Annotated in this window: 24 protein-coding genes and 2 pseudogenes; 11 read left to right on the plus strand and 15 right to left on the minus strand. The window is 59.4% G+C overall.

Translation table 11 applies throughout. From position 1 onward, the window contains the following. The first annotated feature begins 25 nt into the window (after nt 1-25). Nucleotides 26-511 (plus strand): GNAT family N-acetyltransferase, encoded by a 486-nt coding sequence (locus AB4O12_RS14775; RefSeq protein WP_056788001.1) that lies wholly within the window; start codon nt 26-28, stop codon nt 509-511. A 142-nt stretch (nt 512-653) separates the two neighbouring features. Here the strand turns inward: AB4O12_RS14775 and AB4O12_RS14780 are convergent, their stop codons facing one another. From AB4O12_RS14780 to AB4O12_RS14790, 3 genes are all read right to left on the minus strand, one after another. After that, nucleotides 654-1,142: a GNAT family N-acetyltransferase gene (locus tag AB4O12_RS14780; protein ID WP_041479202.1), complete on the minus strand. Its 489-nt coding sequence runs from the start codon at nt 1,140-1,142 to the stop codon at nt 654-656. Nucleotides 1,143-1,230: 88 nt separating this feature from the next. Beyond that, the gene (locus AB4O12_RS14785) at nt 1,231-1,716 is read right to left on the minus strand and encodes a GyrI-like domain-containing protein (RefSeq protein WP_150741965.1); all 486 of its coding nucleotides are present in this window, start codon (nt 1,714-1,716) and stop codon (nt 1,231-1,233) included. Nucleotides 1,717-1,785: 69 nt separating this feature from the next. After that, nucleotides 1,786-2,448 carry a LysE family translocator gene (locus tag AB4O12_RS14790; RefSeq protein ID WP_041479200.1) on the minus strand — a complete coding sequence of 221 codons (663 nt, stop codon included), beginning with the start codon at nt 2,446-2,448 and terminating at the stop codon, nt 1,786-1,788. A gap of 138 nt (nt 2,449-2,586) precedes the next feature. On the opposite strand from AB4O12_RS14790, the pseudogene alaC reads away from it, so the two are divergent. Next, nucleotides 2,587-3,805 (plus strand): annotated as a pseudogene (gene alaC, locus AB4O12_RS14795) (alanine transaminase). A gap of 179 nt (nt 3,806-3,984) precedes the next feature. On the opposite strand, the gene AB4O12_RS14800 reads toward alaC, so the two are convergent. Together AB4O12_RS14800 and AB4O12_RS14805 are read right to left on the minus strand one after the other, a co-directional pair. Next, complete coding sequence (locus AB4O12_RS14800; RefSeq protein WP_016773551.1) at nt 3,985-5,337, minus strand: GntP family permease; 1,353 nt, start codon at nt 5,335-5,337, stop codon at nt 3,985-3,987. A gap of 82 nt (nt 5,338-5,419) precedes the next feature. Continuing rightward, on the minus strand, nt 5,420-5,953 hold the full coding sequence (locus AB4O12_RS14805) for a gluconokinase (RefSeq protein ID WP_041479197.1): 534 nt from the start codon (nt 5,951-5,953) through the stop codon (nt 5,420-5,422). Nucleotides 5,954-6,169: 216 nt separating this feature from the next. Between AB4O12_RS14805 and gntR the strand changes: the two genes are divergently transcribed. After that, the gene (gene gntR, locus AB4O12_RS14810; protein WP_056787988.1) at nt 6,170-7,201 is read left to right on the plus strand and encodes an HTH-type transcriptional regulator GntR; all 1,032 of its coding nucleotides are present in this window, start codon (nt 6,170-6,172) and stop codon (nt 7,199-7,201) included. Nucleotides 7,202-7,340: 139 nt separating this feature from the next. Here the strand turns inward: gntR and AB4O12_RS14815 are convergent, their stop codons facing one another. Beyond that, on the minus strand, nt 7,341-8,213 hold the full coding sequence (locus AB4O12_RS14815) for a LysR family transcriptional regulator (RefSeq protein WP_460058903.1): 873 nt from the start codon (nt 8,211-8,213) through the stop codon (nt 7,341-7,343). 122 nt (nt 8,214-8,335) lie between these two features. Between AB4O12_RS14815 and AB4O12_RS14820 the strand changes: the two genes are divergently transcribed. Both AB4O12_RS14820 and AB4O12_RS14825 read left to right on the plus strand, forming a co-directional pair. Then, complete coding sequence (locus AB4O12_RS14820; protein ID WP_076563910.1) at nt 8,336-8,776, plus strand: PACE efflux transporter; 441 nt, start codon at nt 8,336-8,338, stop codon at nt 8,774-8,776. Between the two features lie 125 nt (nt 8,777-8,901). Further along, entirely contained in the window at nt 8,902-10,326 is a 1,425-nt protein-coding gene (locus AB4O12_RS14825) for an MFS transporter (RefSeq protein ID WP_460058906.1), read from the plus strand. 135 nt (nt 10,327-10,461) lie between these two features. Here the strand turns inward: AB4O12_RS14825 and AB4O12_RS14830 are convergent, their stop codons facing one another. Further along, nucleotides 10,462-11,001 carry a methyl-accepting chemotaxis protein gene (locus AB4O12_RS14830; RefSeq protein WP_223259141.1) on the minus strand — a complete coding sequence of 180 codons (540 nt, stop codon included), beginning with the start codon at nt 10,999-11,001 and terminating at the stop codon, nt 10,462-10,464. A 54-nt stretch (nt 11,002-11,055) separates the two neighbouring features. Continuing rightward, nucleotides 11,056-11,781 (minus strand): annotated as a pseudogene (locus AB4O12_RS14835) (PAS domain-containing protein); the annotation flags it as partial. Nucleotides 11,782-12,496: 715 nt separating this feature from the next. Here AB4O12_RS14835 and AB4O12_RS14840 point away from each other — a divergent pair. Continuing rightward, nucleotides 12,497-12,919: a GNAT family N-acetyltransferase gene (locus tag AB4O12_RS14840; protein ID WP_252878758.1), complete on the plus strand. Its 423-nt coding sequence runs from the start codon at nt 12,497-12,499 to the stop codon at nt 12,917-12,919. A 115-nt stretch (nt 12,920-13,034) separates the two neighbouring features. On the opposite strand, the gene def is transcribed toward AB4O12_RS14840, so the two are convergent. The 3 genes from def to AB4O12_RS14855 form a co-directional block, all read right to left on the minus strand. Continuing rightward, a complete protein-coding gene (gene def, locus AB4O12_RS14845) occupies nt 13,035-13,574 on the minus strand; it encodes a peptide deformylase (RefSeq protein ID WP_076563914.1) in 540 nt (179 codons plus the stop codon). After that, a complete protein-coding gene (locus AB4O12_RS14850; protein ID WP_041479188.1) occupies nt 13,571-14,527 on the minus strand; it encodes a YihY/virulence factor BrkB family protein in 957 nt (318 codons plus the stop codon). Before AB4O12_RS14850 ends, def begins: the two co-directional genes overlap by 4 nt. 163 nt (nt 14,528-14,690) lie before the next feature. Continuing rightward, on the minus strand, nt 14,691-14,882 hold the full coding sequence (locus tag AB4O12_RS14855; RefSeq protein ID WP_041479186.1) for a CsbD family protein: 192 nt from the start codon (nt 14,880-14,882) through the stop codon (nt 14,691-14,693). Between the two features lie 194 nt (nt 14,883-15,076). Between AB4O12_RS14855 and AB4O12_RS14860 the strand changes: the two genes are divergently transcribed. Continuing rightward, a complete protein-coding gene (locus tag AB4O12_RS14860) occupies nt 15,077-15,454 on the plus strand; it encodes a hypothetical protein (RefSeq protein WP_016775519.1) in 378 nt (125 codons plus the stop codon). Nucleotides 15,455-15,706: 252 nt separating this feature from the next. On the opposite strand, the gene fadD1 is transcribed toward AB4O12_RS14860, so the two are convergent. Then, nucleotides 15,707-17,404 (minus strand): long-chain-fatty-acid--CoA ligase FadD1, encoded by a 1,698-nt coding sequence (gene fadD1 / locus AB4O12_RS14865; protein WP_024014053.1) that lies wholly within the window; start codon nt 17,402-17,404, stop codon nt 15,707-15,709. A 347-nt stretch (nt 17,405-17,751) separates the two neighbouring features. Then, on the minus strand, nt 17,752-19,440 hold the full coding sequence (gene fadD2 / locus AB4O12_RS14870) for a long-chain-fatty-acid--CoA ligase FadD2 (protein ID WP_150637506.1): 1,689 nt from the start codon (nt 19,438-19,440) through the stop codon (nt 17,752-17,754). 225 nt (nt 19,441-19,665) lie between these two features. Here fadD2 and AB4O12_RS14875 point away from each other — a divergent pair, with 225 nt between their 5' ends. Together AB4O12_RS14875 and AB4O12_RS14880 are read left to right on the plus strand one after the other, a co-directional pair. Next, nucleotides 19,666-20,610: an alpha/beta hydrolase gene (locus tag AB4O12_RS14875; RefSeq protein WP_460058910.1), complete on the plus strand. Its 945-nt coding sequence runs from the start codon at nt 19,666-19,668 to the stop codon at nt 20,608-20,610. A gap of 43 nt (nt 20,611-20,653) precedes the next feature. Further along, nucleotides 20,654-21,124 (plus strand): MaoC family dehydratase, encoded by a 471-nt coding sequence (locus tag AB4O12_RS14880; RefSeq protein WP_003227420.1) that lies wholly within the window; start codon nt 20,654-20,656, stop codon nt 21,122-21,124. Nucleotides 21,125-21,263: 139 nt separating this feature from the next. On the opposite strand, the gene AB4O12_RS14885 is transcribed toward AB4O12_RS14880, so the two are convergent. Beyond that, a complete protein-coding gene (locus tag AB4O12_RS14885; protein ID WP_042607255.1) occupies nt 21,264-21,731 on the minus strand; it encodes a PA2169 family four-helix-bundle protein in 468 nt (155 codons plus the stop codon). Between the two features lie 206 nt (nt 21,732-21,937). Here AB4O12_RS14885 and AB4O12_RS14890 point away from each other — a divergent pair, with 206 nt between their 5' ends. Together AB4O12_RS14890 and AB4O12_RS14895 are read left to right on the plus strand one after the other, a co-directional pair. Continuing rightward, on the plus strand, nt 21,938-22,174 hold the full coding sequence (locus AB4O12_RS14890) for a DUF3820 family protein (protein ID WP_003227425.1): 237 nt from the start codon (nt 21,938-21,940) through the stop codon (nt 22,172-22,174). Between the two features lie 30 nt (nt 22,175-22,204). Further along, entirely contained in the window at nt 22,205-23,386 is a 1,182-nt protein-coding gene (locus tag AB4O12_RS14895) for an aminotransferase class V-fold PLP-dependent enzyme (RefSeq protein WP_460058913.1), read from the plus strand. Here AB4O12_RS14895 and AB4O12_RS14900 read toward each other — a convergent pair. Further along, nucleotides 23,383-23,955, minus strand: a complete 573-nt coding sequence (locus AB4O12_RS14900) for a peptidase associated/transthyretin-like domain-containing protein (RefSeq protein ID WP_122602102.1) — start codon at nt 23,953-23,955, stop codon at nt 23,383-23,385. The two genes, AB4O12_RS14895 and AB4O12_RS14900, sit on opposite strands and share 4 nt — an antisense overlap. Between the last annotated feature and the right edge of the window lie 146 nt (nt 23,956-24,101).

The raw sequence follows: 24,101 nt of genomic DNA on the forward strand, positions 1-24,101 counted from the left end.
TCTTTGTAGGAAAAAGGAAATTCCCGTGTCAGCCCAACTCGTGCCTTACGACAGCCTCAGCCCTTTACAGCGTCAGCAAGTCGAGGCCATTGAAATCCACCCCGAGCAGATCAAATTCTCCGGCGACATCCACGGTGCCTTGCACACCCTACTGTCGAAACCCGGCCCCGGCGTAAAGGGTTTTGCCCTGCTGGCGGACGACGTACCGGTAGCGTTTCTGCTGCTCAAGCGCCCGCCGGTGTTGCCCGACTGGGCCGACGAACACAGCGCCACGTTGCATGCCTTGCAGGTCGATCGCCGTGCACAGGGCATGGGTTATGGCAAGGCCTGCCTGCAAGCGCTGCCCGCTGTCGCCCGTGAAGCGTGGCCGGAAATCAAAGGACTGGAATTGTCGGTGGACGCCGACAATGAGGCGGCGATTGCGCTGTACGCCAAGCATGGCTATGTCGACAGCGGCGAAGCGTACAAGGGCCGGATCGGTTACGAGCGGCGGATGGGGCTGTTCTTCTGAGTATCCCCTGATCGTTCCCACGCTCCGCGTAGGAACGCCTCTTTGTGACGCTCTGCGTCACGGTTTTGGGACGCGGAGCGTCCCCGGCTGCATTACCACGCGGAGCGTGGGAACGATCAGGCAGTTTCGATAGGTGTTGGCTTCAGAGGGTCAGAATCATCTCGTGCCACGCCATGCCGCCGTGGTCGGACTCCGACGGTTTGATGTAAGCAAAGCCAAACCCGGCGTACAACGCAATGTGTTGCTCTTTGCACATCAGATGAATTGTCGCTTTGTCCATCCCACGCATGCGCTCGATGAATTCGCCGAGCAGGCGCTTGGCCAGGCCCTGCCCTTGGTAATCCGGGTGCACCACCACCGACATGATCACCACGTTCGGCCCTTTCGGGTCGTGGCCGATCAGCTCCTTGAAGGCCTCGTCGGACATCTGCACGTCGAACGCCGCGCCGGAATTGATGAAACCGGCGACCACGCCGTCCACCTCGGCGACGATGAAGCCGTCCGGCCAGGTGGCGATGCGCGTGGCGATCTTTTCGCGGGTAGCAGCTTCGTCGCCTTCATAGGCGTCGGTTTCGATGGCGTAGCAGCGGTCAAGGTCGGCGGCGCTGACGTTGCGGATCACGGTGTTCATGGCAACTCGGGAATCTGTGGAAACAAGGCCCGCCAGCATAAAGCAGAACCACCGGGGCGGACATGCTCCGCCTCGATTGTTACACCGCTCAAGCCTTGATCGGCAGCCAGATTTCCAGGGTGCCGGTATTGAGCTTCGGATTGAAATCCTCGCTATAGCGCTCGAATTCCGGGGCATCCGCCGCTTCGTAAGCGGACTGCGGCAGCCAAGTGTTCCAGATGTACTGGAAGGTGTCAGGGAGTTGCGCCAGTGACCCCTTGTGCTCGAACACCGCATATTTCTGCGGCTGGATTTCAACCCAGCGGTACTTTTCCGGCAGGTCGTCGAGCTTATCGATCTGCACTCCGGCGATGTATTCGAAACCGCCCTCGCCGTCCGCGTTGCAGCAAACGCCGTAGGTCACTTCATTGACTTGCGCCGGGATTTTTCCCAAGTGCGGAATCAGTTTTTCCCACAACGCTGGAATGTTTTCGGTGGTTTGCTGAGTGAATCGCCCACCGAAACCGGCAATCAACAGAAATTGCCCGTGTTCGAAGCGCGGCCCAGCCAATTCGACGCGTGGTTGTTCATCCATGACGCGACTCCTCAGAACGCAAAAGTGGGTTCGGCTGGGAGTATAGAAAGCCCGATCCGTTTCGCACGTTTACAGCGCATGCAACTGCTCGACGGCGCCCGAGCCGACAAACTCGTTGTACCCGGAAACGATCACGTAGACCGCGAAATAGCAGAAGATCGCCGCCGATGCCAGATAGGAGTAGCGCAGCAGCTTGTCGCCCAGCAGTTTGCCGCCGTGGCTTGCCGCGAAGCACAGACCGGCCGACCACAGCAGCCCGGCGCAGAGAAAGCCGCCCAAAAACAGCGCCGAACTCAACGGACCACCGCCACCGGATCGCGCAATCAATGTGCCGCCGACCGCAGCAAACCAGAGAATCGCACTCGGCGACGACATCGCGAGGAAGATGCCGCGAAAGAATTCCTTGCGATGGGAGTTCTGCCCCACTTCCGCCGTTTCCGCCAGCAACGCTTCGTGGTGGATCGCCGAATAAATCATCTTCGCCGCGAAGTAGATCAGCAGCGCCGAACCGCCAATCCACAGGACCCAGCGCACGGTTTCGTATTGCAGCAAAACGGTCATGCCGGCCAAGGCCAGCACCGCGTAAATCAGGTCGCCGACGCAGGTGCCCAGGCCCAGAGCGAAGCCCTGAAAGTAGCCGCGCTGCATGGCCAGGGTGATCATCGCGATGTTGGCTACGCCGATATCCAGGCACAGCGAAAGGCTCAGCAAGAAGCCGCTGGTGAATTCCATTGACCGATTTTCCTTGAAAAAAATGTTTACAACCGCGCTGGACAGTATGCCATCACTGCCCTTATCTTCCGCCACAGGTCACCGCAGTGACCAGCGTCGCTCGGACGGTTCCGGGCGCTTACGTTATCCGAGGCAACAATGGCCGAACAAGGTTCGCCGCGCCGCTTTGCGCGCATAGATCGACTCCCCCCCTTACGTGTTCAACATCACCGCCGAGCTGAAGATGGCCGCTCGCCGCCGTGGTGAAGACATCATCGACCTGAGCATGGGCAATCCCGACGGCGCCACGCCGCCGCACATTGTCGAAAAACTGGTGCAGGTCGCCCAACGTGAAGACACCCACGGTTACTCGACGTCCAAGGGCATTCCGCGCCTGCGCCGGGCGATTTCCAACTGGTACAAGCAGCGCTACGAAGTCGATATCGACCCGGAAAGCGAAGCCATTGTCACCATCGGTTCCAAGGAAGGCCTGGCGCATTTGATGCTGGCGACCCTGGACCAGGGCGACACCGTGCTGGTGCCGAACCCGAGCTATCCGATCCACATTTACGGCGCAGTGATTGCCGGCGCTCAGGTGCGTTCGGTGCCGCTGGTGCCGGGCGTGGATTTCTTCGATGAACTGGAACGGGCCATTCGCGGCTCGATCCCCAAGCCGAAAATGATGATCCTCGGTTTCCCGTCCAATCCGACCGCGCAGTGCGTGGAGCTGGATTTCTTCGAACGGGTGATCGCGCTCGCCAAGCAGTACGACGTTTTGGTCATCCACGACCTGGCTTACGCCGACATTGTCTACGACGGCTGGAAAGCCCCGTCGATCATGCAGGTGCCGGGGGCCAAGGACATTGCGGTGGAGTTTTTCACCCTGTCCAAGAGCTACAACATGGCCGGCTGGCGCATCGGGTTCATGGTCGGCAACCCGGAACTGGTCAGCGCCCTGGCGCGGATCAAGAGCTACCACGACTACGGCACCTTCACCCCGCTGCAAGTGGCGGCGATTGCCGCGCTGGAAGGCGATCAACAGTGCGTGCGCGACATCGCCGAGCAGTATCGTCAGCGGCGCAACGTGCTGGTCAAAGGCCTGCATGAGCTGGGCTGGATGGTCGAGAATCCGAAAGCGTCGATGTATGTCTGGGCGAAGATTCCCGAGGCGTATGCGCATCTGGGTTCGCTGGAGTTCGCCAAGAAACTGCTGGCCGAGGCCAAGGTCTGCGTTTCGCCGGGCGTGGGTTTTGGCGAGTACGGCGATGATCACGTGCGCTTCGCCCTGATCGAAAATCAGGACCGCATTCGTCAGGCCGTGCGCGGGATTCGCGGGATGTTCCGCGCGGATGGCTTCAATCCGAAATCTCCTGCCTGACACCTGCCCCCTGTGGGAGCGAGCCTGCTCGCGAAAGCGGTGGGTCAGTCAGCATATTGGCTGGCTGACCTGGCCCCTTCGCGAGCAGGCTCGCTCCCACATTGGTTTTGGGTGAACCACGAAATCCACCCACAAAAAAACCGCATCACTGCGGTTTTTTTGTGCCTGCAAACTGCCGCTTAAACGAACAGCGACAACAGCAGGATAAAGCCCAGGCCCACCACCGACAGAATGGTTTCCATCGCGGTCCAGGTCTTGAACGTCTCGGCCACGGTCATGTTGAAGTACTGCTTGACCAGCCAGAAACCAGCGTCGTTGACGTGGGACAGAATCAGCGAACCGGCGCCGGTGGCCAGCACCAGCAGCTCACGGTTGACGCCCGGAATCATGCCGACAACCGGCACCACAATGCCGGCGCCAGTGATGGTCGCCACAGTGGCCGAACCAGTCGCGATACGGATCACCGCCGCCACCAGCCACGCCAGCAGGATCGGCGAGATCTGCGCGCTGACCGCCATGTGGCCGATCACGTCACCCACGCCACTGGTCACCAGCATCTGCTTGAAGCCACCGCCCGCACCAATGATCAGAATGATCGCAGCGGTAGGCGCCAGGCTCGCGTCGAGCCATTTGAGCATCTGGTTGGAACCGATGCCCTGCTTGTAGCCAAAGGTGTACAGCGACAGCAGCAACGCCAGCAGCAATGCGGAGATCGGGTGGCCGATCATGTCCATCCAGATGCGGAAGAAGTTGCCGTCCGGCAGCGCCACGTCAGCGAAGGTTTTCAGCAGCATCAGGAACACCGGCAACAGCACGGTGACCAGGGTGATGCTGAAGCTCGGCAGGTTGGCCGAATCGTTTTCGCGGGCCAGTTGATCGACCAGCTCCTGATTCGGGTGACCCGGAATGTGCTTGGCGATGAACGTACCGAAGATCGGACCGGCAATGATGGCGGTCGGCAGCGCGACGATCAGACCGTAAAGAATGGTCTTGCCGATGTCAGCGCCGAACACGCCGATGGCCAGCAGCGGGCCCGGATGCGGCGGTACCAGACCGTGCACCGCAGAGAGGCCGGCGAGCAGCGGGATACCAATCTTGATGATCGATACGCCAGTGCGACGGGCGACGATGAACACCAGCGGAATCAGCAGCACGAAGCCGATTTCGAAGAACAGCGGGATACCCACCAGGAACGCAGCGAACATCATCGCCCACTGCACCTTGTCCTTGCCGAAGGCGCGGATCAGGGTCTGGGCGATCTGATCGGCGCCGCCGGATTCGGCCATCATTTTGCCGAGCATGGTGCCCAGGGCGAGGATGATGCCGACGAAACCGAGCACGCCACCGAAGCCGTCCTGGAACGCCTTGATGATGGTATTGATCGGCATGCCGGAAGTCAGGCCGAGGAAGGCGGCGGCGATGGTCAGGGCGATAAAAGGGTGAATCTTGAATTTGGTGATCAGGATAATCAGGCCGATTACCGTGACCACTGCATCGAGCAGCAGGAACGTCTCGTGGGACATGCCAAACATGGGGGGTGTCTCCTGGATTGTTGTTGTTATTAAAGCGGGTTGAACAGAAGTCGGGAGGACAGCGCTGTCTTTTTCAACATGCTCATATCGCCTGTTTCAGGCCGTTGGCCTGCCACCAGACGTGAGCCTGCAGGGCCAGCTCTTCAACGCTGTGAATCGAGGCATTGAGCGGCAGAGTCAGCGGCTCGCCCTTGGGCGATTCGAGGGTGGCGAACTGGCTTTCGATCAACGTCGCCGGCATGAAGTGGCCCGGGCGGTGCGATACGCGCTCGGCGGCGACTTCCGGAGTCAATTCAAGAAACACGAAACCCAGGCCCGGCAAGGCACTGCGCAGACGTTCGCGATAGCTGTGTTTAAGGGCCGAGCAGGTCAACACCGGGCGCTGGCCTTGGGCATCGACGCGACGCAGTTCATCGCACAGGCTGTCGAGCCAGCCGGCGCGGTCTTCGTCGTTCAGGGGGATCCCCGCGCTCATCTTTTCGATGTTCGCGGCCGGATGGAAAGTATCGCCTTCAATGGCAGTGGCGCCGCTCAAATGGCACAGGGCCTGGCTGACGCACGTCTTGCCGCAACCGGCAACGCCCATGATGACCAGGGCGGTGATGGGATGACTCATATAACACCTCAGCGCGCAGACAGCGCTACCTTTGCTAGCTATGACTCTAGTGCACAGGCAGAAGTTGCCGACGCCTTCTTGTCGTTTTTTTGGGTTGCAGCAGGTTTGTTCCCGACGCCAAAGAGCACAGATCAGGCAGGACCGCGCTCACGCATTTGCAGCTGCATCAGGACAGCGCTACCTTAGTGCCTTGATTTTTGTTTGGCAAGCCGCCCGATGACCTCCCCCAAGAACGATAAAAATACCCGCACCACCGGCCGTCCGACCCTCAACGAAGTAGCCCGCCTGGCCGGCGTCAGCCCGATCACTGCCTCGCGCGCCTTGCGCGGGGTAAGCACGGTGGCCACCGAACTGGTGGAAAAAGTGCAGAAAGCTGCGCTTGAACTCAACTATGTAGTCAACCCCGCCGCCCGCGCACTGGCCTCGGCGCAGAGCCATTCGGTGGTGGTGCTGGTGCCGTCACTGTCCAACCTGCTGTTCATCGACACGCTGGAAGCCATTCATCGGGTGCTGACGCCCAAAGGCTTCGAAGTGCTGATCGGCAACTTCCATTATTCGCGCGATGAAGAAGAAAACCTGCTGCGCAATTACATGGCTTATCAGCCGCGCGGCTTTTTGCTGACCGGGTTTGATCGCACGGAAAGTTCGCGGCGGATGATCGAGGCCAGCAACATTCCTTGCGTGTACATGATGGAGCTGGACAGTGCTGCCGGAGTCAATTGCGTAGGCTTTTCGCAGTTGAGCGCGGGTGAAACTGCCGCCGAACATCTCCTGTCCCGTGGGCGTAAACGTCTGGCGTACATCGGCGCGCAGCTGGACCAGCGCACCCTGCTGCGCGGTGAGGGTTTCCGCAAGGCGTTGCAGAAGGCAGGCCGTTACGACCCGGATCTGGAAGTGCTGACACCGCGTGCTTCGTCGGTGGGTCTGGGTGGCGAGTTGTTTTTGCAATTGCTGGCGGCGCATCCGGATGTTGATGCGATTTTCTTCGGCAACGACGACCTGGCCCAGGGTGCGCTGCTGGAAGCGTTGCGTAACGGCATCAAGATTCCCGAACAAGTGGCGATTCTGGGTTTCAACGACTTGCCGATGTCCGAGCACATGGTCCCGCGCCTGAGCAGCATCAACACCCCGCGCGAGGCGATCGGCCGGCGCGCGGCGGAGCAGATGCTCACGTTAATGGCGGGCAACAAAGTGGCGCGCCCGATGGAGGATATGGGGTTTGAGCTGAAGGTGCGCGAGAGTACCTGACCCTTCACAAATGCTGAGTTGAAACACAACCCTTGTGGGAGCGAGCCTGCTCGCGAAAGCGGTGGGTCAGTCAGCATTGATACAGCTGACACGACGCCTTCGCGAGCAGGCTCGCTCCCACAGGGGATCTCTACCAAATTCAACGGCTGAGCAGGTCGACCAACGCCTGGGCGCCCTTCTGCAAGGGCTGGCTCTTGAGCCACACCGCATGCACCGGCAGCACCAGGCCATTTTCGATGTTGCGAAAATTCAGCCGCTTCAAGCGTCCCGCGTCCAGCCAAGGCTGCACCACCGACAGCGGAAAATTCCCCCAGCCCAATCCCGCTTCAACCATTTCCATCGCCGTCTCGAGATTGTCCGTACGCCAGTAGGATTCAGCCACCAATGGCCGCGTTTCGCTGATCGGCAAGTCGCGGCTGGCGACGATGATCTGCCGCACCTGCACCAGATCTTCCAGAAACACATCCCGCCCCTGCAACAACGGGCTGTCCGCCGCCAGCGTCGCGATCATGCGTTCGCTGCCGACAAACTGAAACCGCTCCAGCGCATTGACGCTTAACCCGGCAAACGCCAGACACACGCTGACCCGGCCAGTGTGCAACATCGCCAGCACATCATCCTGTGGCGCAGTCAGCACTTCGATATCGAGCAACGGATGCCGCTCGACAATCACCTTGATCGCTGCCAGCAAGCGGCGCCGATCCATGTCCGCAACCACGCCAATCGACAACCTGCTTTCCAGCCCCAGCGACAGCTCCACCGCGTGCACCTGCAGCTGCTTGAGCTGCTCGGCGATCAGTCGCGCGTGGGGCACCAACGACTGCGCCATCGCCGTCGGTTGCGGCTCGCGATGACTGCGGTCGAACAGCGGGTAACCGAGTTCCGCTTCAAGATTGGCAATGCCCATGCTCACCGCGGAGGGCACCTTGCCCAACTGCCGCGCGGCAGCGGAAAACGAGCCGCGCTCGATCACCGCGAGAAACAATTCGATGCTGTCGCTGCTGAAATTCAAATGCCTCACCTATCAATAAAACTGAAAGCTACCGACTTTTTGTGTCAGGTGCATTGAAGCTATCTTTGCTCGCCTTCGCCAGCCCTGCTGGCCAACATTTGGCAAGAAAGAGGCAAATCTGCATGCAAGGCGTGAAACGCAAACTGGTCTACGTGTCGCTCTACGAAGTGATTGGGATGACCTTCTCGGCCCTCGGTCTGGCGTTGCTCTCGGGCACATCTCCGGGCAGCACCGGGCCGCTGGCGGTGATCATCACCAGCATCGCCGTGACCTGGAATTTCATTTACACCTCGTTGTTCGAGCGCTGGGAAAGTCGCCAGGTCTCGCGCACCCGCACGGTCAAACGGCGCATCGCCCACGCGGTCGGCTTTCAACTGACGCTGATCGTGTTTCTGATTCCGTTGATCGCGTGGTGGATGAACATCAGTCTGGTGCAGGCGTTCCTGCTGGATCTGGCACTGATCATTTTCATCCCGTGCTACACCTTCGTGTTCAACTGGCTGTTCGACCGGATCTTCGGCCTGCCGAACTCGGCGCTGCCGGATTCTGCCGCTGCGGCATAAATCGCTAATTCGTAAGCAGATATTGCGAGAAATCAGCGGTTTGACCGGGTAAACCGCTGATATTCACAATCCATCAATTCCGATAGCAGGCTAAGCTTTTCCATCAATAAAAAATGGATCAGCTTATGACTGCTCACGCTCCCGCCGCCGCGCACAGTGACGGCATCGACCCGGTACGCGCCGCCGAGATTTCCGCCCGCATCGACCGTCTGCCCGCCGTCGCCACCATCTGGCGCCTGGTGGCGCTGCTGTCGATCGGTGGATTTTTCGAACTCTACGATCTGTTCCAGACCGCCTACATCAGTCCCGGGCTGATTCGCGACGGCCTGTTCGCTACTGGCAGTCAGGGGGTGTTCGGCTTCTCCGATCAGGCGGCGTTCGCCTCGGCGACGTTCCTCGGCCTGTTCCTCGGCGCCAGTCTGCTCAGTCCGTTGGCGGATCGCTTCGGTCGCCGGGCAATATTCACCTTCGCGCTGATCTGGTACACGGCGGCGACAGTGCTGATGGGGATTCAGACCTCGGCGCTGGGCATCATCGGCATGCGTTTTCTGGTCGGCATCGGCTTGGGTATCGAATTGGTGACGATCGATGCCTACCTCTCGGAACTGGTCCCTAAACGCATGCGCAGCTCGGCGTTCGCCTTTGCGTTTTTCGTGCAGTTCCTCTCAGTGCCGGCGGTGGCCTTGATGTCGTGGTGGTTGGTGCCGCAAGCGCCGTTCGGGGTGTCCGGCTGGCGTTGGGTGGTGCTGGCCAGCGCGGTGTTTGCGCTGTTTATCTGGTGGCTGCGCAAGCGTCTGCCGGAATCGCCGCGCTGGCTGGCGCAACACGGTCGCTTCGATGAGGCCAATCGGATCCTCGACCATCTCGAAGCGCGCTGCGCCAAGGATTACGGCAAAGCGCTGGATGCGCCGGAACCGGTGCCGGTCGATGTCGAAGGCAAGGGCCGTTTCGCCGATATCTGGCAGCCGCCCTATCGCCGCCGCGCGTTGATGCTGATCGTTTTTCATATCTTTCAGGCGATCGGTTTTTTCGGTTTCGGCAACTGGTTGCCGGCGCTGCTTTCGGGCCAGGGCGTAAGCGTCACCCACAGTTTGATGTACGCCTTCATCATCACCCTCGCCTACCCGCTCGGGCCGTTGCTGTTTGTGAAGTTCGCCAACCGTTTCGAGAACAAATGGCAAATCGTCGGCTCGGCGCTCGGCGCGATGACCTTCGGCACCCTGTTCGCCCTGCAGACCAGCGCCTTCGGGCTGATTTTCTGCGGGGTTATGATCACCTTCTGCAACGCCTGGCTGAGCTTCAGTTATCACTCCTATCAAAGCGAGCTGTTCCCGACCAACATCCGCGCCCGCGCGGTCGGGTTCTGCTATTCGTTCAGTCGCTTGTCGACGGTGTTCAGCAGTCTGCTGATCGGCATGTTCCTGGATAACTTCGGCACGCCGGGGGTACTGGCGTTCATCGTCAGCAGCATGCTGATCGTGATGCTGACCATCGGCTGGTTCGGCCCGCGTACGCGTAATCTGGCGCTGGAGAACATTGCGCATCGCTGACGGCCTACACAGGACTCACCTGTGGGAGCGAGCCTGCTCGCGAAGGCGTCGTGTCAGAAAGGCATGTGCTGGCTGACATAACGCTTTCGCGAGCAGGCTCGCTCCCACATTGGTTATTGGTGACGTTGAAACAGCTCAGTTCAATTGCAGGGTTTCATTGAACTGGCTGATCGCATCCACCACATGCCGCGAGCCTTGCTGGATTTCCAGGATCACCTCGCCCGCTTCGTTGGCCAGTTCCACGCCCAGCCCGGTTCGGCTCAGACTCGACTGCATGCTCGACACTGCGCTCAGCGACAGGTCGTGGTTCTTGCGCACCACGTCGACAATTTCCAGAGTGGCCTGACTGGTCCGCGCGGCGAGGCTGCGTACCTCATCGGCGACGACGGCAAAACCGCGTCCATGCTCACCGGCACGCGCGGCTTCGATCGCGGCGTTGAGCGCCAGCAAATTGGTCTGATCGGCAATGCCGCGAATGGTCTGGACGATGGTGCCGATGATGTCCGACTGTTTGCTGACCGCATCGATGCTCACCGCCGCTTCATTCAGATCGCGGGAAATGTCCTGAATGATCTGCACGGTCTGCTGCACCACCTGTGAGCCTTTCTGCGCGCAGGCGTCGTTTTGCACCGAGGTACTGTGGGCCGATTCCGCAGCGTTCTGCAGAGTGGTCATTTGCCGAGTGATGTCGCTGGCGAACTTGACCACTTTGTACAAGCGGCCCTTGGCGTCGAACAGCGGGTTATACGAAGCCTCCAGATAAACCATCTGCCCGGACTTGTTCTTGCGCTCGAAACGGTGCGAGTGATATTCGCCGCGATTGAGCGAAGCCCAGAACGCCTTGTACTGCGCGGACTCCGCTTCTGCGCGGTGACAGAACAGGCTGTGGTGCTGGCCGACAATTTCTGGGTGCGCGTACTGCATGGTCTGCAAAAAGTTGTCGTTGGCGCGGATGACATTGCCTTCGGGGGTGAACTCGATCACCGCCATGGAACGGCCGATCGCCGCGAGCATGGCTTCTTCTTCATGTTCTTTGTTGATGCGTGCGGTGATGTCCGCCGCAACCTTGATCACACTTCTGACCTGTTTGTCGGGACCGAATACCGGCATGTAACTGGCTTCAAGCCAGATCTCCCGGCCACTCTTGTTCAGACGCAGGAAAGTGCCGCTGAGCGGTTCACCACGGGCCAGGTCGCGCCACAACTTCGCGTAGTCCTCGCTGCGATAAAAGCTTTCTTCGCAGAAGATCCGATGGTGTTTGCCGCGCACTTCTTCGGCGCTGTAGCCCATGGTCTTGCAGAAGTTCTCGTTGGCGTCGAGAACGATGCCGTCCGGAGTGAACTCGATCATCGCCATCGAGCGGCTGATCGCTTCGATTTTCGCGTTGGCCTCAGTCAGCGCACAACTGAAACGCTCGATTTCCCGCAGGTCAGCCTTGTGATGTAGGTTGAACATGGTTGTATCACCTTCCGCGCGTTCTTTTGATTTGATGAAAGTTCAGGTCTTTCAAGATCCACCACTACGTTCCACAGAACAGGCACACGCCTTCCTCCACGGGAGGAAGTTGTCAGGTAATAAATGATGATCAATCGGAGGGTCCCTGCAGCGACGCTCTGATCAAGACATCCTTTTCTTGATAGCCCGCACTCGGGCCAGCCCTAACGTGAAGAACTTCCATGTTGGTGACGCTCCTTGTTGGTTCAGTGTCGGTGCCTTTATTTGCGCACTCTGGCAGCATGAATCACGGACCAACCTGTGCCGTCGCCTGTTGGCATGACGGTCGACATGGTTAGTTACCTGCAAGCATAGCCAGCCGAACGCCGGGCGCAAGGCCACTAGTCGGCCAGTATCTGGCATTTTTTGCACAAGAAACGGTTCAGCGCGGGAAACAGTGTGGTGAAAACGGACGTTTTCGCCAGCGAGGCGGGAGCCCGTGAACCGGGCTTCCGCATGGTTTGATCAATGGCCGAAAATATCGACCTTCTTGGCTTTCTTCTCTGCGCGTTTTTCAATCGCGGTCTTGGCCGGCTTCTTCTTCGCGGCTTTCTTTGAATCCATACCTTTGGACATGATCGGTACTCCACTCACAGGGGTGTGAGTTCAGGTATACACCTATCCCGAAGCGCGCGTTCTTTTATAATCGGCGCTTTTCGCAGCGACAGCCCGAACCATGTCCGATATCCACTACAGCCAGCTCGACGAATCGTTGTGGCCGCTGATGAACAAGTTCTACCGCAGCCACCAGTCGTCGATGAAAGCCGTGCGTGAGGCGCAGTTGTGGGTGGCAAGGCGCGGCGAGATCGTTGCGGCGCTGTGTCTGCGGCCAGTCTCGGGCGGACACTGGCTGACGGGGTTGTTTGTTGATCCGCTGTATCGGGAACAAGGTGTCGCTGCGCAGTTGATCGCAGCGGCGGTTGCCCAGGTGGACGAGCCGGTGTGGCTGTTTTGCCATCCGGATTTGCGCGGGTTTTATGAGCGGCGTGGGTTCAGCTTCGATCCGCCGCTGCCGCAGGCGATGGCCGAGCGGTTGAGCCGGTATGCGCGGAGCAAGCCGATGATTGCGATGGGACTCAATCCCGCAGATTTACGCTGAAACCCTGTGGGAGCGAGCCTGCTCGCGAATGCGGTGTGTCAGCGCCGAATTTGGTTCTGATACTCCGCGTTCGCGAGCAGGCTCGCTCCCACAGGGGTTGATGGTGTTCTGACAATCAGTCGTCAGCGTTGGGATCAAGATCCGGAAACAGCACTTCGGTAAAGCCGAACTTGCTGAAATCGGTAATCCGCGACGGATACAGCCGGCCGATCAGGTGATCGCATTCATGCTGCACCACCCGTGCATGAAACCCCGAGGCCACACGCACGATCGGCTCGCCCTTCGGATCAAAGCCTTCGTAGCGAATCTGCTGATAACGCTCCACCGCGCCGCGCAGGCCCGGCACCGACAGACAACCTTCGAAGCCCTCTTCCATCAACGGATTCAACGGCGTGATCAGCGGATTGATCAGGATCGTCTGCGGCACTGCTTCGGCGTCCGGGTAACGCTCGCTGTGTTCGAAGCCGAAGATCACCAGTTGCAGGTCGACTCCGATCTGCGGCGCCGCGAGGCCAACGCCGCCGACGCTTTCCATGGTCTGGAACATGTCATCGATCAGTTGCCAGAGCTCGGCGCTGTTGAACATTTCCGGTGGTACCGGCGCGGCGATGCGCAGCAGGCGCTCGTCACCCATTTTGAGAATTTCACGAATCATGGTCGCGCTTCATCAGTGTCCGGCTTGAGCGAATGATCGCGGCCCAGGCCCGAGACGTGTTGTTTGGGGGATTCGTCAGGCTCGCCAGGGGCTTTTTCGCCCTTTTCCTTGCCTTCGGCGGACATGTGCTCGATCACTGCATTCATTTCCGCGCCGAGCAACAGGACTGCGGAGGAAATGTAGAAATACAGCAAGAGCACGATGATCGCCCCGATGCTGCCATACATCGCGTTGTAGTTGGCGAAGGTTTTCACGTAAAAGGCAAACCCCAACGAGGCGAGGATCCACACCACCACGGCCAGCACCGAACCCGGGGTGATGAAACGGAATTCCTGTTTGACGTCGGGCATCACGTAATAGATCAGCGCCACCGCGACCATCATCAGAATCACGATCACCGGCCAGCGGGCGATCGTCCACACCGTGACGATGAAGTATTCCAGCCCCACTTGTGCGGCAATCCAGCCCATCACCTGCGGCCCGAGCACCATCAGCGCAGCGGCGATCAGCAGCATGCCGGCGATGCCGACGGTGTAGACGATCGACAACGGGAAGCGCTTCCAGATCGGCCGGCCTTCGACCACGTCGTAGGCGGCATTCATTGCGCTCATCATCAGGCGCACGCCGGCGGACGCGGTGTATAGCGCAATAACGATACCGATGGACAGCAGGCCACCCTTGGATTGCTGCAACTGGTCGATCACCGGGTTGACCTGCTCCAGTGCCTGCGGTGGCAGCACCAGTTCAGATTGCAGACGCAGCCAGGAAAAGAAGTCCGGCAAGTGCAGGAAACCGATAAGGGCAATCAGGAAAAGAATGAACGGAAACAGCGAGAACAGCATCTGGTAAGCCAATGCCGAGGCATAGGTCGACATTTCGTCATCGACGAACTCAGTGACCGTGCGCACCATCACCCGGTGCAGGGGCAGACCTTTCATGTCCGGAAATATCATTCGCGTCTCCTTGCGCCGCAAAAGGTTGAAGTCGTGGCGACTCAGGGGCCGTTTTTTACCTCAAGGTAGCCTACTTGGCGATCCTTTGGCGGATGACCGCAGGGTTCTGATACAAAAACGGCCATCCTTGGATGGCCGCTCGTGTGATTCGTTCAAGGCTCGCTTACGCCTTGTCGACGCCTTTTTTCACCGCGTCCTTGGCGTTGCCAACCGCTTGCTGGGCTTCGCCTTTTTTCTCTTGAACCTTGCCTTCGGCGCGCAGCTTGTCGTTGTCAGTGACCTTGCCGACGCCTTGCTTGACGTTACCGACGGCTTCGTTGGCCATGCCTTTTACTTTATCGCCTGTGCTACTCATGGTGTTTCTCCGTGATGCATATAGGGAAGAAAAGTCATTACGTAACGATTGACCGGTGCGCTTTGCGCCGAGTTTCATTTATTTTGCCGGCATTTCGTCGTGGCGCGCAGGTTGCGCTTTATGTTTGCCGGCGTTGCCCCGAGAATGCTCAGCCTACGGGCGCTGAGCCCGGCACACCGATTCGCAGGAATGTCATGAAGCTCAATAAAACCCAGGCCATCGCCCGTCGCAACCAGGAACTGGGCGGCGCCGTGCTCGGCACCAACAACTGCCACTTCGCCGAACTGAACCGCAACCGCAATATCTGGTGGTTCGACCTGCCGGTGTCGCGTCTGGCCATCGGTCAGTACGAGTGGATTCACTTGCTGCTGCACACCCCGGCCACCGATGAGTTGCTGCACCTGAAAGTGCCGACGGTGTTCCTGCGCGAAAAGCTCGAAGGCCTGGTGATTCGCAATGAAGGCAAACGCAAGGCGGCGCTGAGCCTGGAATTGAGTGCGGACAAGGATTCGTACCTGCAGGACATGCGTCCGGCGGGGACCAACGTGAATTTTGCGCCGTTTCGTCAGTAGGATTTGTGGCGTCAGCCCTTCCCCTCACCCTAGCCCTCTCCCAGAGGGAGAGGGGACCGACCGGGTTGTTCTTACGGAATACGCCGACCTGAAATATCGAGCCGAACTCAGGTTCTGAAAAGTTTGAAGATCGGCTCCCTTCCCCCTCGCCCCCTTGGGGGAGAGGGTTGGGGTGAGGGGGTAGGATTTACCAGACGCTGCAAATCACCAATCTTTCCCAACAAAAAGCCCCGCATCTGCGGGGCTTTTTATTTACGCGGCAGACTTGGCCTTGATCTTCTTCAGTTCTTCATCCCGCAATTCGCGGCGCAGGATCTTGCCGACGTTGGTGGTCGGCAATGCGTCGCGGAATTCCACCGAGCGCGGCACCTTGTAGCCGGTGACGTTGGCGCGCATGTGGTCCATGACCTGCTCTTTGGTCAGGGTCACGCCCGGTTTGGCGACGATGAAAATCTTGATCGCCTCACCCGATTTCTCGTCCGGCACACCGATCGCCGCGCACTGCAACACGCCCGGCAAAGTCGCCAGCACGTCTTCCAGTTCGTTCGGATAGACGTTGAAGCCAGACACCAGAATCATGTCTTTCTTGCGATCGACGATGCGCATGTAGCCGTCCGGCTGGATCAGCGCGATGTCACCGGTTTTCAGCCAGCCGTCGCTGTCGAGCATTTCATCGGTGGCTTCCTGACGCTGCCAGTAGCCCTTCATCACTTGCGGGCCTTTGACGCACAGCTCGCCGATTTCGCCCAGCGGCTGCTCGACACCGGCATCGTCGATGACTTTGCACAGGGTCGACGGCACCGGAATGCCGATGGTGCCGATCTGGATGTGCTGAATCGGGTTGACCGTGGCCACCGGGCTGGTTTCGGTCATGCCGTAGCCTTCGCAGATGGCGCAACCGGTCACGGCTTTCCAGCGCTCGGCCGCCGCCAGTTGCAGGGCCATGCCGCCGGACAGGGTAACTTTCAGCGCGGAGAAATCCAGCTTGCGGAAACCTTCGTTGTTGCACAGCGCCACGAACAGCGTGTTCAGACCGACGAAACCGCTGAACTTCCACTTCGACAGTTCCTTGACCATCGCCGGCAGGTCGCGCGGGTTGCTGATCAGGATGTTGTGGTTGCCGATCAGCATCATCGCCATGCAATGAAAGGTGAACGCATAGATGTGATACAGCGGCAGCGGCGTGATCAGGATCTCGCAGCCTTCGTTGAGGTTGGAGCCCATCAGCGCCTTGCATTGCAGCATGTTGGCGACCAGGTTGCGGTGCGTGAGCATCGCGCCCTTGGCCACGCCGGTGGTGCCGCCGGTGTATTGCAGCACTGCGACATCGCCGCTGTCCGGATTGGCTTCGGCCACTGGCTGGCCGTGGCCTTTGCTCAGGACGTCGTTGAACTTGATGGCTTTGGGCAGGTGATAGGCCGGGACCATTTTCTTCACGTACTTGATGACGCTGTTGATCAGCAGGCGCTTGATCGGCGGCAGCAAGTCGGCGACTTCGGTGACGATGACGTGCTTGACCCCGGTTTTCGGCACCACGGCTTCGGCCAGATGCGCCATGTTCGCCAGGCACACCAGCGCTTTGGCGCCTGAGTCATTGAATTGGTGTTCCATTTCCCGCGCGGTGTACAGCGGGTTGGTGTTGACCACGATCAGCCCGGCGCGAATGGCACCGAAGACCGCGACCGGGTATTGCAGGACGTTGGGCAGTTGCACGGCGATTCGATCACCGGGCTGCAAGTCGGTATGCTGTTGCAGATACGCGGCAAAGGCCCCGGACAGCTCGTACAGCTCACCGTAGGTGATTGTCTTGCCGAGGTTGCTGAAAGCCGGTTTGTTGGCGAAGCGTTGGCAGGATTGCTTCAACACTGCCTGAATGTTCGGATACTCGTCTGGATTGATCTCGGCTGCGATTCCAGCCGGGTACTTATCCTTCCAAAAGTCTTCGATCATGGAAGCCCACTCCTCAGCAACGCGAATTCTTCACCGCATTTGATGCGATTATTATTGGTGTGTGTTTTGTATTGGTGAATCCGGCGTTTTACAGGCCGAGAAGTCACAAAGCGCGCCGAGAGTAGCAGCTTTGCCAAGGGTCGACCAGAGCCAAAAGAGGCCCCTACAGTCATATTGATGACTCAAGACTTGCCAGCGGTCATTTTAGAGCAAAAATCCTATAACTCCCCAAAACCCCCGAATTCAGCGGGCACAAAAGATTCGCGAGCAGGCTCGCCCCCACAGAAAGCATCGATACCTGTGGGAGCGAGCCTGCTCGCGAATGTCACAAGCGCTGCGGTTCAGGCCTAGGCGATATCCCGCAACTCGCGCCGCAGAATTTTCCCTACAGGCGTCATCGGCAACGACTCACGCAACACGATGTGTTTCGGCACCTTGTAGGCCGTGAAATTCTCTTTGCAGTAAGCCTTCAGCTCTTCCAGGCTGACCCCGCTCTCCCGCGCTACCACAAACAGCTTCACCGCCTCTCCCGAACGCTCGTCCGGCACGCCGATGACCGCGCAGTTAGCGACTTTCGGGTGGGCCATGACCACGTCTTCGATTTCGTTGGGATAAACGTTGAAGCCGGAGACGATGATCATGTCCTTCTTGCGATCGACGATGCGCACAAAACCGTCCGGGTCGATCACGGCGATATCGCCGGACTTGAACCAGCCCTCGGCGTCCAGCACTTCGGCGGTGGCTTCGGGTTTGTTCCAGTAGCCCTTCATGATCTGCGGGCCTTTGATGCACAGCTCGCCGCGTTCGCCCAGTGGCTGTTCGACGCCGTCATCATTGATGATTTTCACCAGCGTGCCCGGCACCGGCAGGCCGACAGTGCCCAGGCGCGACTGATCGCCGTAAGGATTGGTGCACGCCACCGGCGAGGTTTCGGTCAGGCCGTAGCCTTCGGTGATACGGCAACCGGTCATCTGCTCCCAGCGCTCGGCGGTGGCCTTGACCAGCGCGGTGCCGCCGGAGTTGGTCAGCTTCAGGCTGGAGAAATCCAGGGTCTTGAAGTCAGGGTGATCCATCAGCGCGACGAACAAGGTGTTCAAACCCAGCAGCGCCGAGAAGCGCCAGTTCTTCAGTTCCTTGATGAAGCCTGCGATGTCGCGCGGATTGGAGATCAACACGTTGTGGTTGCCCGAGACCATCATGCACATGCAATTCGCAGTGAAGGCATAGATGTGGTACAGCGGCAGCGGCGCGATCATCACCTCCTGGCCTTCGCGCAACAGCGGCTGACCATCCTGGCCGAGCTGAGCCAGACAGGCGCGCACCTGCTGCATGTTCGCCACCAGATTGCCGTGGGTGAGCATCGCGCCCTTGGCCAGGCCGGTGGTGCCGCCGGTGTATTGCAGCACGGCGATGTCATCGAGGCCGACGTTCAGCGGCTTGATGCCCAGACCACGCCCCATGCGCAGCGCACTTTTGAACGAAGTGGCTTGCGGCAGCGAATACTCGGGAACCAGTTTCTTCACTTTGCTGACCACGGTGTTGACCAGCCAGCCTTTGGCGGTGGGCATCAGGTCGCCCATCTTCGCTTCGATCAAATATTGGATGTCGGTGTCGGGCAGCACTTCCTGGACTTTCTGCCCGAACAGATTCAGGTAGACCAGTGCGCGTGCGCCGGAATCCTTGAACTGGTGGCGCATTTCCCGTGGCGTGTAGAGCGGGTTGGTGTTGACCACGATCAGCCCGGCGCGCAGCGCGCCGAACACGGCAATCGGATAATGCAGGACGTTGGGCATCTGCACCGCAATGCGATCCCCCGGCACCAGATCGGTATGGGCCTGCAGGTAACCGGCGAACGCCGCACTCTGGCGTTCGAGTTCGGCGTAGGTCAGGGTGATGCCCATGCTGCTGAACGCCGGGCGGTCAGCGAACTTCTTGCAGGAACGCTCAAACACTTCGATGACCGACTTGAACTCGCCCATGTCGATGTCCAGCGGTACGCCGGCCGGGCGTTTGTCATTCCAGAAATCAGGTTGCATTGTTCTTGTCCTCTTTACCTGAGCCGATCCGGGAGCCGCTTTCTGTCGTTTCTGCTTCGTCCATGGAAGGCGAAAAGCACAAAGCGGAGCTTCACGGACACTAGCAGCTATGGCCATTGAGGCAAATATGACGCAGGCCCTCATTGATCCCGTGAATCTTCCAGCCGTGGCGTGAGCTGATCAGACGCGCTATACACTGTGGCGATGCTGAGCAAAGGAATCGCCATGACCCACGACACCTTCTGGCTGGACGCGAGTGACCGCAGCCGCCTGTACGTCAACCGCTGGCTGCCGGCCACGCCATTGAAAGCGGTGATTCTGCTGGCCCATGGCATGGCCGAACACAGCGCTCGCTACGCGCGGCTCGCCGACACGTTTTGCGACAAAGACTATGGCGTCTACGCCCCGGATCTGCGTGGCCATGGTCGTACCGCCGACAACGGCACCCTCGGCCATTTCGCCGATGACGATGGCTGGTGCAAGGTGGTTGGCGATCTGGCCAGCCTCAACCAGCATATCGGCCAGCAACATCCCGGCGTGCCGATTATCCTGCTCGGCCACAGCATGGGCAGCTATCTGGCGCAGGCGTATCTGCTGCACCACAGTGCCAGTCTGCACGGGGCGATTCTCAGTGGCTCTAATTACCAGCCAGTGGCGCTGTATCGCGCCGCCCGGCAGATTGCCCGGCTGGAAAAACTGCGCCAGGGCGGCAAGGGCCGCAGTGCGTTGATCGAGTGGCTGTCGTTCGGCTCGTTCAACAATGAATTCAAACCGGTGCGCACCCGTTTCGACTGGCTGAGCCGTGATCCGGCCGAAGTCGACAAGTACGCCGCCGACCCGTTGTGCGGCTTTCGCTGCACCAATCAGCTGTGGATCGACCTGCTCGGCGGCTTGCAGCAAATCAGCAAAGCGTCCAATCTCGCGCAGATCGATCCGGGCCTGCCGCTGCTGGTGATTGGTGGCGAATGTGATCCGGTGAGCGAGGGCAAGCGTCTGACAGATCTGGCCAATGCCTTGCGCAGGGCCGGCAGCCAGCATCTGCAACTGAAGATCTACCCGCAGGCCCGGCACGAATTGTTCAATGAAAGTAATCGCGACGAAGTGACCGCCGATGTGCTCGCCTGGATCGACCAGGCCCTGAGCCACCGGCGCCCGCAGCGCAGCGAATAATTTTTTGTGGATTGACTGAAATCCGTCACAGGAATCGAAACCGATGACCCAGGTTACCAACATCCCTTACGAAGCCCTCGAAGTCGGCCAGACCGCCAGCTACAGCAAGACTGTCGAAGAGCGCGACATTCAGCTGTTCGCCGCGATGTCAGGCGACCACAACCCGGTGCACCTGGACGCCGAGTTTGCCGCCGCCAGCATGTTCAAGGAGCGCATCGCCCACGGCATGTTCAGCGGTGCGCTGATCAGTGCAGCGGTGGCCTGTGAATTGCCTGGGCCGGGCACCATTTATATCGGTCAGCAGATGAGCTTTCAGAAGCCGGTGAAGATCGGCGACACGCTGACAGTGCGTCTGGAAATTCTCGAGAAGCTGCCGAAGTTTCGTGTGCGCATTGCCACTCGCGTGTTCAATCAGCGTGATGAATTGGTAGTGGATGGTGAAGCGGAGATTCTCGCGCCACGTAAACAGCAGACGGTGACGTTGCCGACATTGCCGGCGATCAGTATCGGTTGATCGAAAAGATCGCAGCCTGCGGCAGCTCCTACTTTGGAATTCATTCCCCTGTAGGAGCTGCCGCAGGCTGCGATCTTTGCTTTCCAGACGCGCACAAAAAACGCCAGACAAGCTGGCGTTTTTTTCAGCCGACTAACTCTTACGAGTTCGCACGAGCCTGATTACGCAGGGCTTTCACCTGGTCGTGGTTGCGTTGTACGCCGTGGTACTGACGCTCAACCAGGTCACGAATACCCACCAGATTGTGCTTGGTGATTTTTTCCAGCGCTTCTTTGTAAGCCTTCAGGGCATGGTCTTCACCGCGCTCGGCTTCGTTCAGCACAGCCTCTTCGTCTTTGCCGGTGAACATGGCTTTCACGTCGACCCAGCGACGGTGCAGGTCACCGCTCACGCTGGTGGAAGTTTCCGGATCGCCGCCCAGCGAACGAACGGCCGCTTGCAGCTCAGCTGCGGCAGCGGCGCAATCAGCTGCGCGAGTCACAAACAGGCTTTTCAGCTCTGGGTGCTTGATGTCTTCGGCGCAAGTCTTGAAACCTTCCTGACCGTCCTTGGAGGTTTCGATCAGGTCATTGAGTACCGAGATGGATTCTTTGTTTACGTCAGTCATTTTCCAATTCCTTGCGGTTGGTTGAAGATGCAAGGGATATTGCAGTGTGCGTGCCAGTTTGCTTATTGATAATAGAACCTTATTTTTCAGTGACTTAAAAAAGATTGAACCATCTGCATGCTGGTTTTTTGCATGATCTGTCATTTGGCCTGCATGCAGAATGCCTGTATTTTCCAGGCTGTGATGTGAATCGATGAAGCGTGCTGATGAATCCGGAAAAACTCGAACTGCTGATCACCCGCGAAATGCCCTTCGGCAAGTACAAAGGGCGGATCATTGCCGACCTGCCTGGCCCCTATCTGAACTGGTTTGCCCGTGAAGGCTTTCCCCACGGTGAACTCGGTGGCCTGCTGGCGCTGATGCAGGAGATCGACCACAACGGCCTGTCCGACCTGCTCGAGCCGCTGCGCGCCAAACACGGCAAACCCGCCCCGCGCCACTGACGCGCCCTTCCCTCTTGAGCCTTGCCGACCATGCCTGACAACACCCGCCGCGCCCGTGACGAAGCCTTCTGGCAGACATTCGCCGACCGATACGATGTGCAGCCCGGTCCGGTCAATCTTGAAAACGGTTACTTCGGGCGCATGTCGCGCACAGTGATCGAGGAGTACCAGCGCAATATCGAGCTGATCAACGCCAGCAACTCGATTTATGCACGCCAGCGCTTTGAACAGCACGACAACCTTGAGATCCGCGCGCAACTGGCCGAACTGATTGGCGTGCGCGCGCAAAGCGTGGCCCTGACCCGCAATGCCACCGAAGGCCTGCAATCGCTGATCCGCAATTACAATCGTCTGCAACCGGGTGATCAGGTACTGATCTGCGACCTCGAGTACGACACGGTCAAGGGCGCCATGCGCTGGCTGGCGAAGCAGCGTGGCGTGGAGGTCATCGAAATTGCCCACCACCATCCCGCCAGTTTCGACAGCCTGCTGGAAAGCTACCGCGAGGCTTTCGTCAGCCATCCAAAACTCAAACTGATGGCCCTGACCCACGTCACCCATCGCACCGGTCTGGTCATGCCGGTGCAGGCCATCGCCGCATTGGCCAAAGAGCATGGCGTCGACATCATCCTCGACGGTGCCCACGCCCTCGGCCAGATTGAATTCGACCTGCAAGCGTTGGGCATCGCTTTCGCCGGTTACAACCTGCACAAATGGATCGGCGCACCGCTGACCCTCGGCTTTATCTATATCGCCCCGCAGCGTCTCGCCGACATCGATCCGGACATGGGCGAGATGCATTACCCGGTCAGCGATATTCGCGCGCGGACCTCGTACAGCACGCCGAACATCCCGGCACTGATGACCTTGCCGCTGGTGTTCGAAGAGCACGACGCCCTCGGCGGCGCCGCAGCCAAAAGCCCACGCCTGAGTTACCTGCGCAACCTGTGGGTCAGCCGGGTCCGGCACCTGCCGGGCATCGAGGTGCTGACGCCGGACGACCCGCAACTGTATTGCGGGATCACCGCGCTGCGCTTCACCCGGCATGCCGATCAGCAAGCCATGGCCGAGCGTCTGCTCAGAGAATTCAACCTGTTCACCGTGGTGCGCACCGGCGCCGCGTGCGGGCCGTGCATTCGCATTACCCCGGGGCTGACCACCACGGCTGGCGAGATGGAGCAGTTGGTCCACGCATTGAACCAGCTGCGCTAGAACGGCACACCGGAGTTCTTTTCGTAGCCTTCAAGACCCAACTGGGCCGACACGGCGAAGGTGTCGATGCCGAGGATCTGGCTGGCGAAGGCGCCGTCTTCAAGATCGGCGCCGGCGATCGGCTGCAATAGCAACTGCAAGGCGTCCTCGGCGGCAGCTTCACAGCCGCAGCGGCCTGGGAGGTGCAAGGTGCCGGCCCAGGCCTCGTGGTGAGCTTGCGCTCCTGCTTCGTCGCCGGGAATGAATACGTTCAGCCTCAGGCAAGCAGCGCCGTGCGCAGGTCGATCCGGGTAGACACTGGTGAAACGGACGATGCCATGGCTGTCAGTCGATTGACTGCCGCCCAGGCTGGTGTCGCCATCGACACGCTGTTGAATGCGCACCAGCGCGCCGATGACCGGCTCGCTGGTCATCGCATCGACCAGCGACAGACGCAGGATCAGCGGCAAGCCTTGGACGCCCTGGCTGATATTGCGCACTTGGGAATCGGCTGCGGGGCGGCCGAGGGGAAGTTGCTTCGGTTGATAACGGGATTGTGGTGTAAGGGTCAGAGACTGACGGTCGTCCATGAGGCGTTCTCTCTTCCATAAGATGGACGCAGATTAACCCCGTGAAAAAGACAGCGTGCAGTAACTATGTATCGCCGCATGTACCGGCAGTTTTTTCAGCGCAAAAAAAGGTGCGCCGACCAAGCGCACCATAAAGCCGTAAAGCA

This window comes from Pseudomonas sp. S2_A05 (assembly GCF_054668485.1).

Coding starts and splice junctions, on each gene's coding strand:
- fadD2 (WP_150637506.1), bottom strand. CDS start 19,440: ATGCAACCTGATTTCTGGAATGACAAACGCCCGGCCGGCGTACCGCTG.
- AB4O12_RS14855 (WP_041479186.1), bottom strand. CDS start 14,882: ATGAGTAGCACAGGCGATAAAGTAAAAGGCATGGCCAACGAAGCCGTC.
- AB4O12_RS14800 (WP_016773551.1), bottom strand. CDS start 5,337: ATGTTTGGCATGTCCCACGAGACGTTCCTGCTGCTCGATGCAGTGGTC.
- AB4O12_RS14790 (WP_041479200.1), bottom strand. CDS start 2,448: ATGGAATTCACCAGCGGCTTCTTGCTGAGCCTTTCGCTGTGCCTGGAT.
- def (WP_076563914.1), bottom strand. CDS start 13,574: ATGATTCGTGAAATTCTCAAAATGGGTGACGAGCGCCTGCTGCGCATC.
- AB4O12_RS14805 (WP_041479197.1), bottom strand. CDS start 5,953: ATGAGTCATCCCATCACCGCCCTGGTCATCATGGGCGTTGCCGGTTGC.
- AB4O12_RS14825 (WP_460058906.1), top strand. CDS start 8,902: ATGACTGCTCACGCTCCCGCCGCCGCGCACAGTGACGGCATCGACCCG.
- gntR (WP_056787988.1), top strand. CDS start 6,170: ATGACCTCCCCCAAGAACGATAAAAATACCCGCACCACCGGCCGTCCG.
- AB4O12_RS14780 (WP_041479202.1), bottom strand. CDS start 1,142: ATGAACACCGTGATCCGCAACGTCAGCGCCGCCGACCTTGACCGCTGC.
- AB4O12_RS14895 (WP_460058913.1), top strand. CDS start 22,205: ATGCCTGACAACACCCGCCGCGCCCGTGACGAAGCCTTCTGGCAGACA.
- AB4O12_RS14860 (WP_016775519.1), top strand. CDS start 15,077: ATGAAGCTCAATAAAACCCAGGCCATCGCCCGTCGCAACCAGGAACTG.
- AB4O12_RS14880 (WP_003227420.1), top strand. CDS start 20,654: ATGACCCAGGTTACCAACATCCCTTACGAAGCCCTCGAAGTCGGCCAG.
- AB4O12_RS14885 (WP_042607255.1), bottom strand. CDS start 21,731: ATGACTGACGTAAACAAAGAATCCATCTCGGTACTCAATGACCTGATC.
- AB4O12_RS14785 (WP_150741965.1), bottom strand. CDS start 1,716: ATGGATGAACAACCACGCGTCGAATTGGCTGGGCCGCGCTTCGAACAC.
- AB4O12_RS14830 (WP_223259141.1), bottom strand. CDS start 11,001: ATGACCACTCTGCAGAACGCTGCGGAATCGGCCCACAGTACCTCGGTG.
- AB4O12_RS14850 (WP_041479188.1), bottom strand. CDS start 14,527: ATGATATTTCCGGACATGAAAGGTCTGCCCCTGCACCGGGTGATGGTG.
- AB4O12_RS14840 (WP_252878758.1), top strand. CDS start 12,497: ATGTCCGATATCCACTACAGCCAGCTCGACGAATCGTTGTGGCCGCTG.
- AB4O12_RS14900 (WP_122602102.1), bottom strand. CDS start 23,955: ATGGACGACCGTCAGTCTCTGACCCTTACACCACAATCCCGTTATCAA.
- AB4O12_RS14875 (WP_460058910.1), top strand. CDS start 19,666: ATGACCCACGACACCTTCTGGCTGGACGCGAGTGACCGCAGCCGCCTG.
- AB4O12_RS14820 (WP_076563910.1), top strand. CDS start 8,336: ATGCAAGGCGTGAAACGCAAACTGGTCTACGTGTCGCTCTACGAAGTG.
- fadD1 (WP_024014053.1), bottom strand. CDS start 17,404: ATGATCGAAGACTTTTGGAAGGATAAGTACCCGGCTGGAATCGCAGCC.
- AB4O12_RS14890 (WP_003227425.1), top strand. CDS start 21,938: ATGAATCCGGAAAAACTCGAACTGCTGATCACCCGCGAAATGCCCTTC.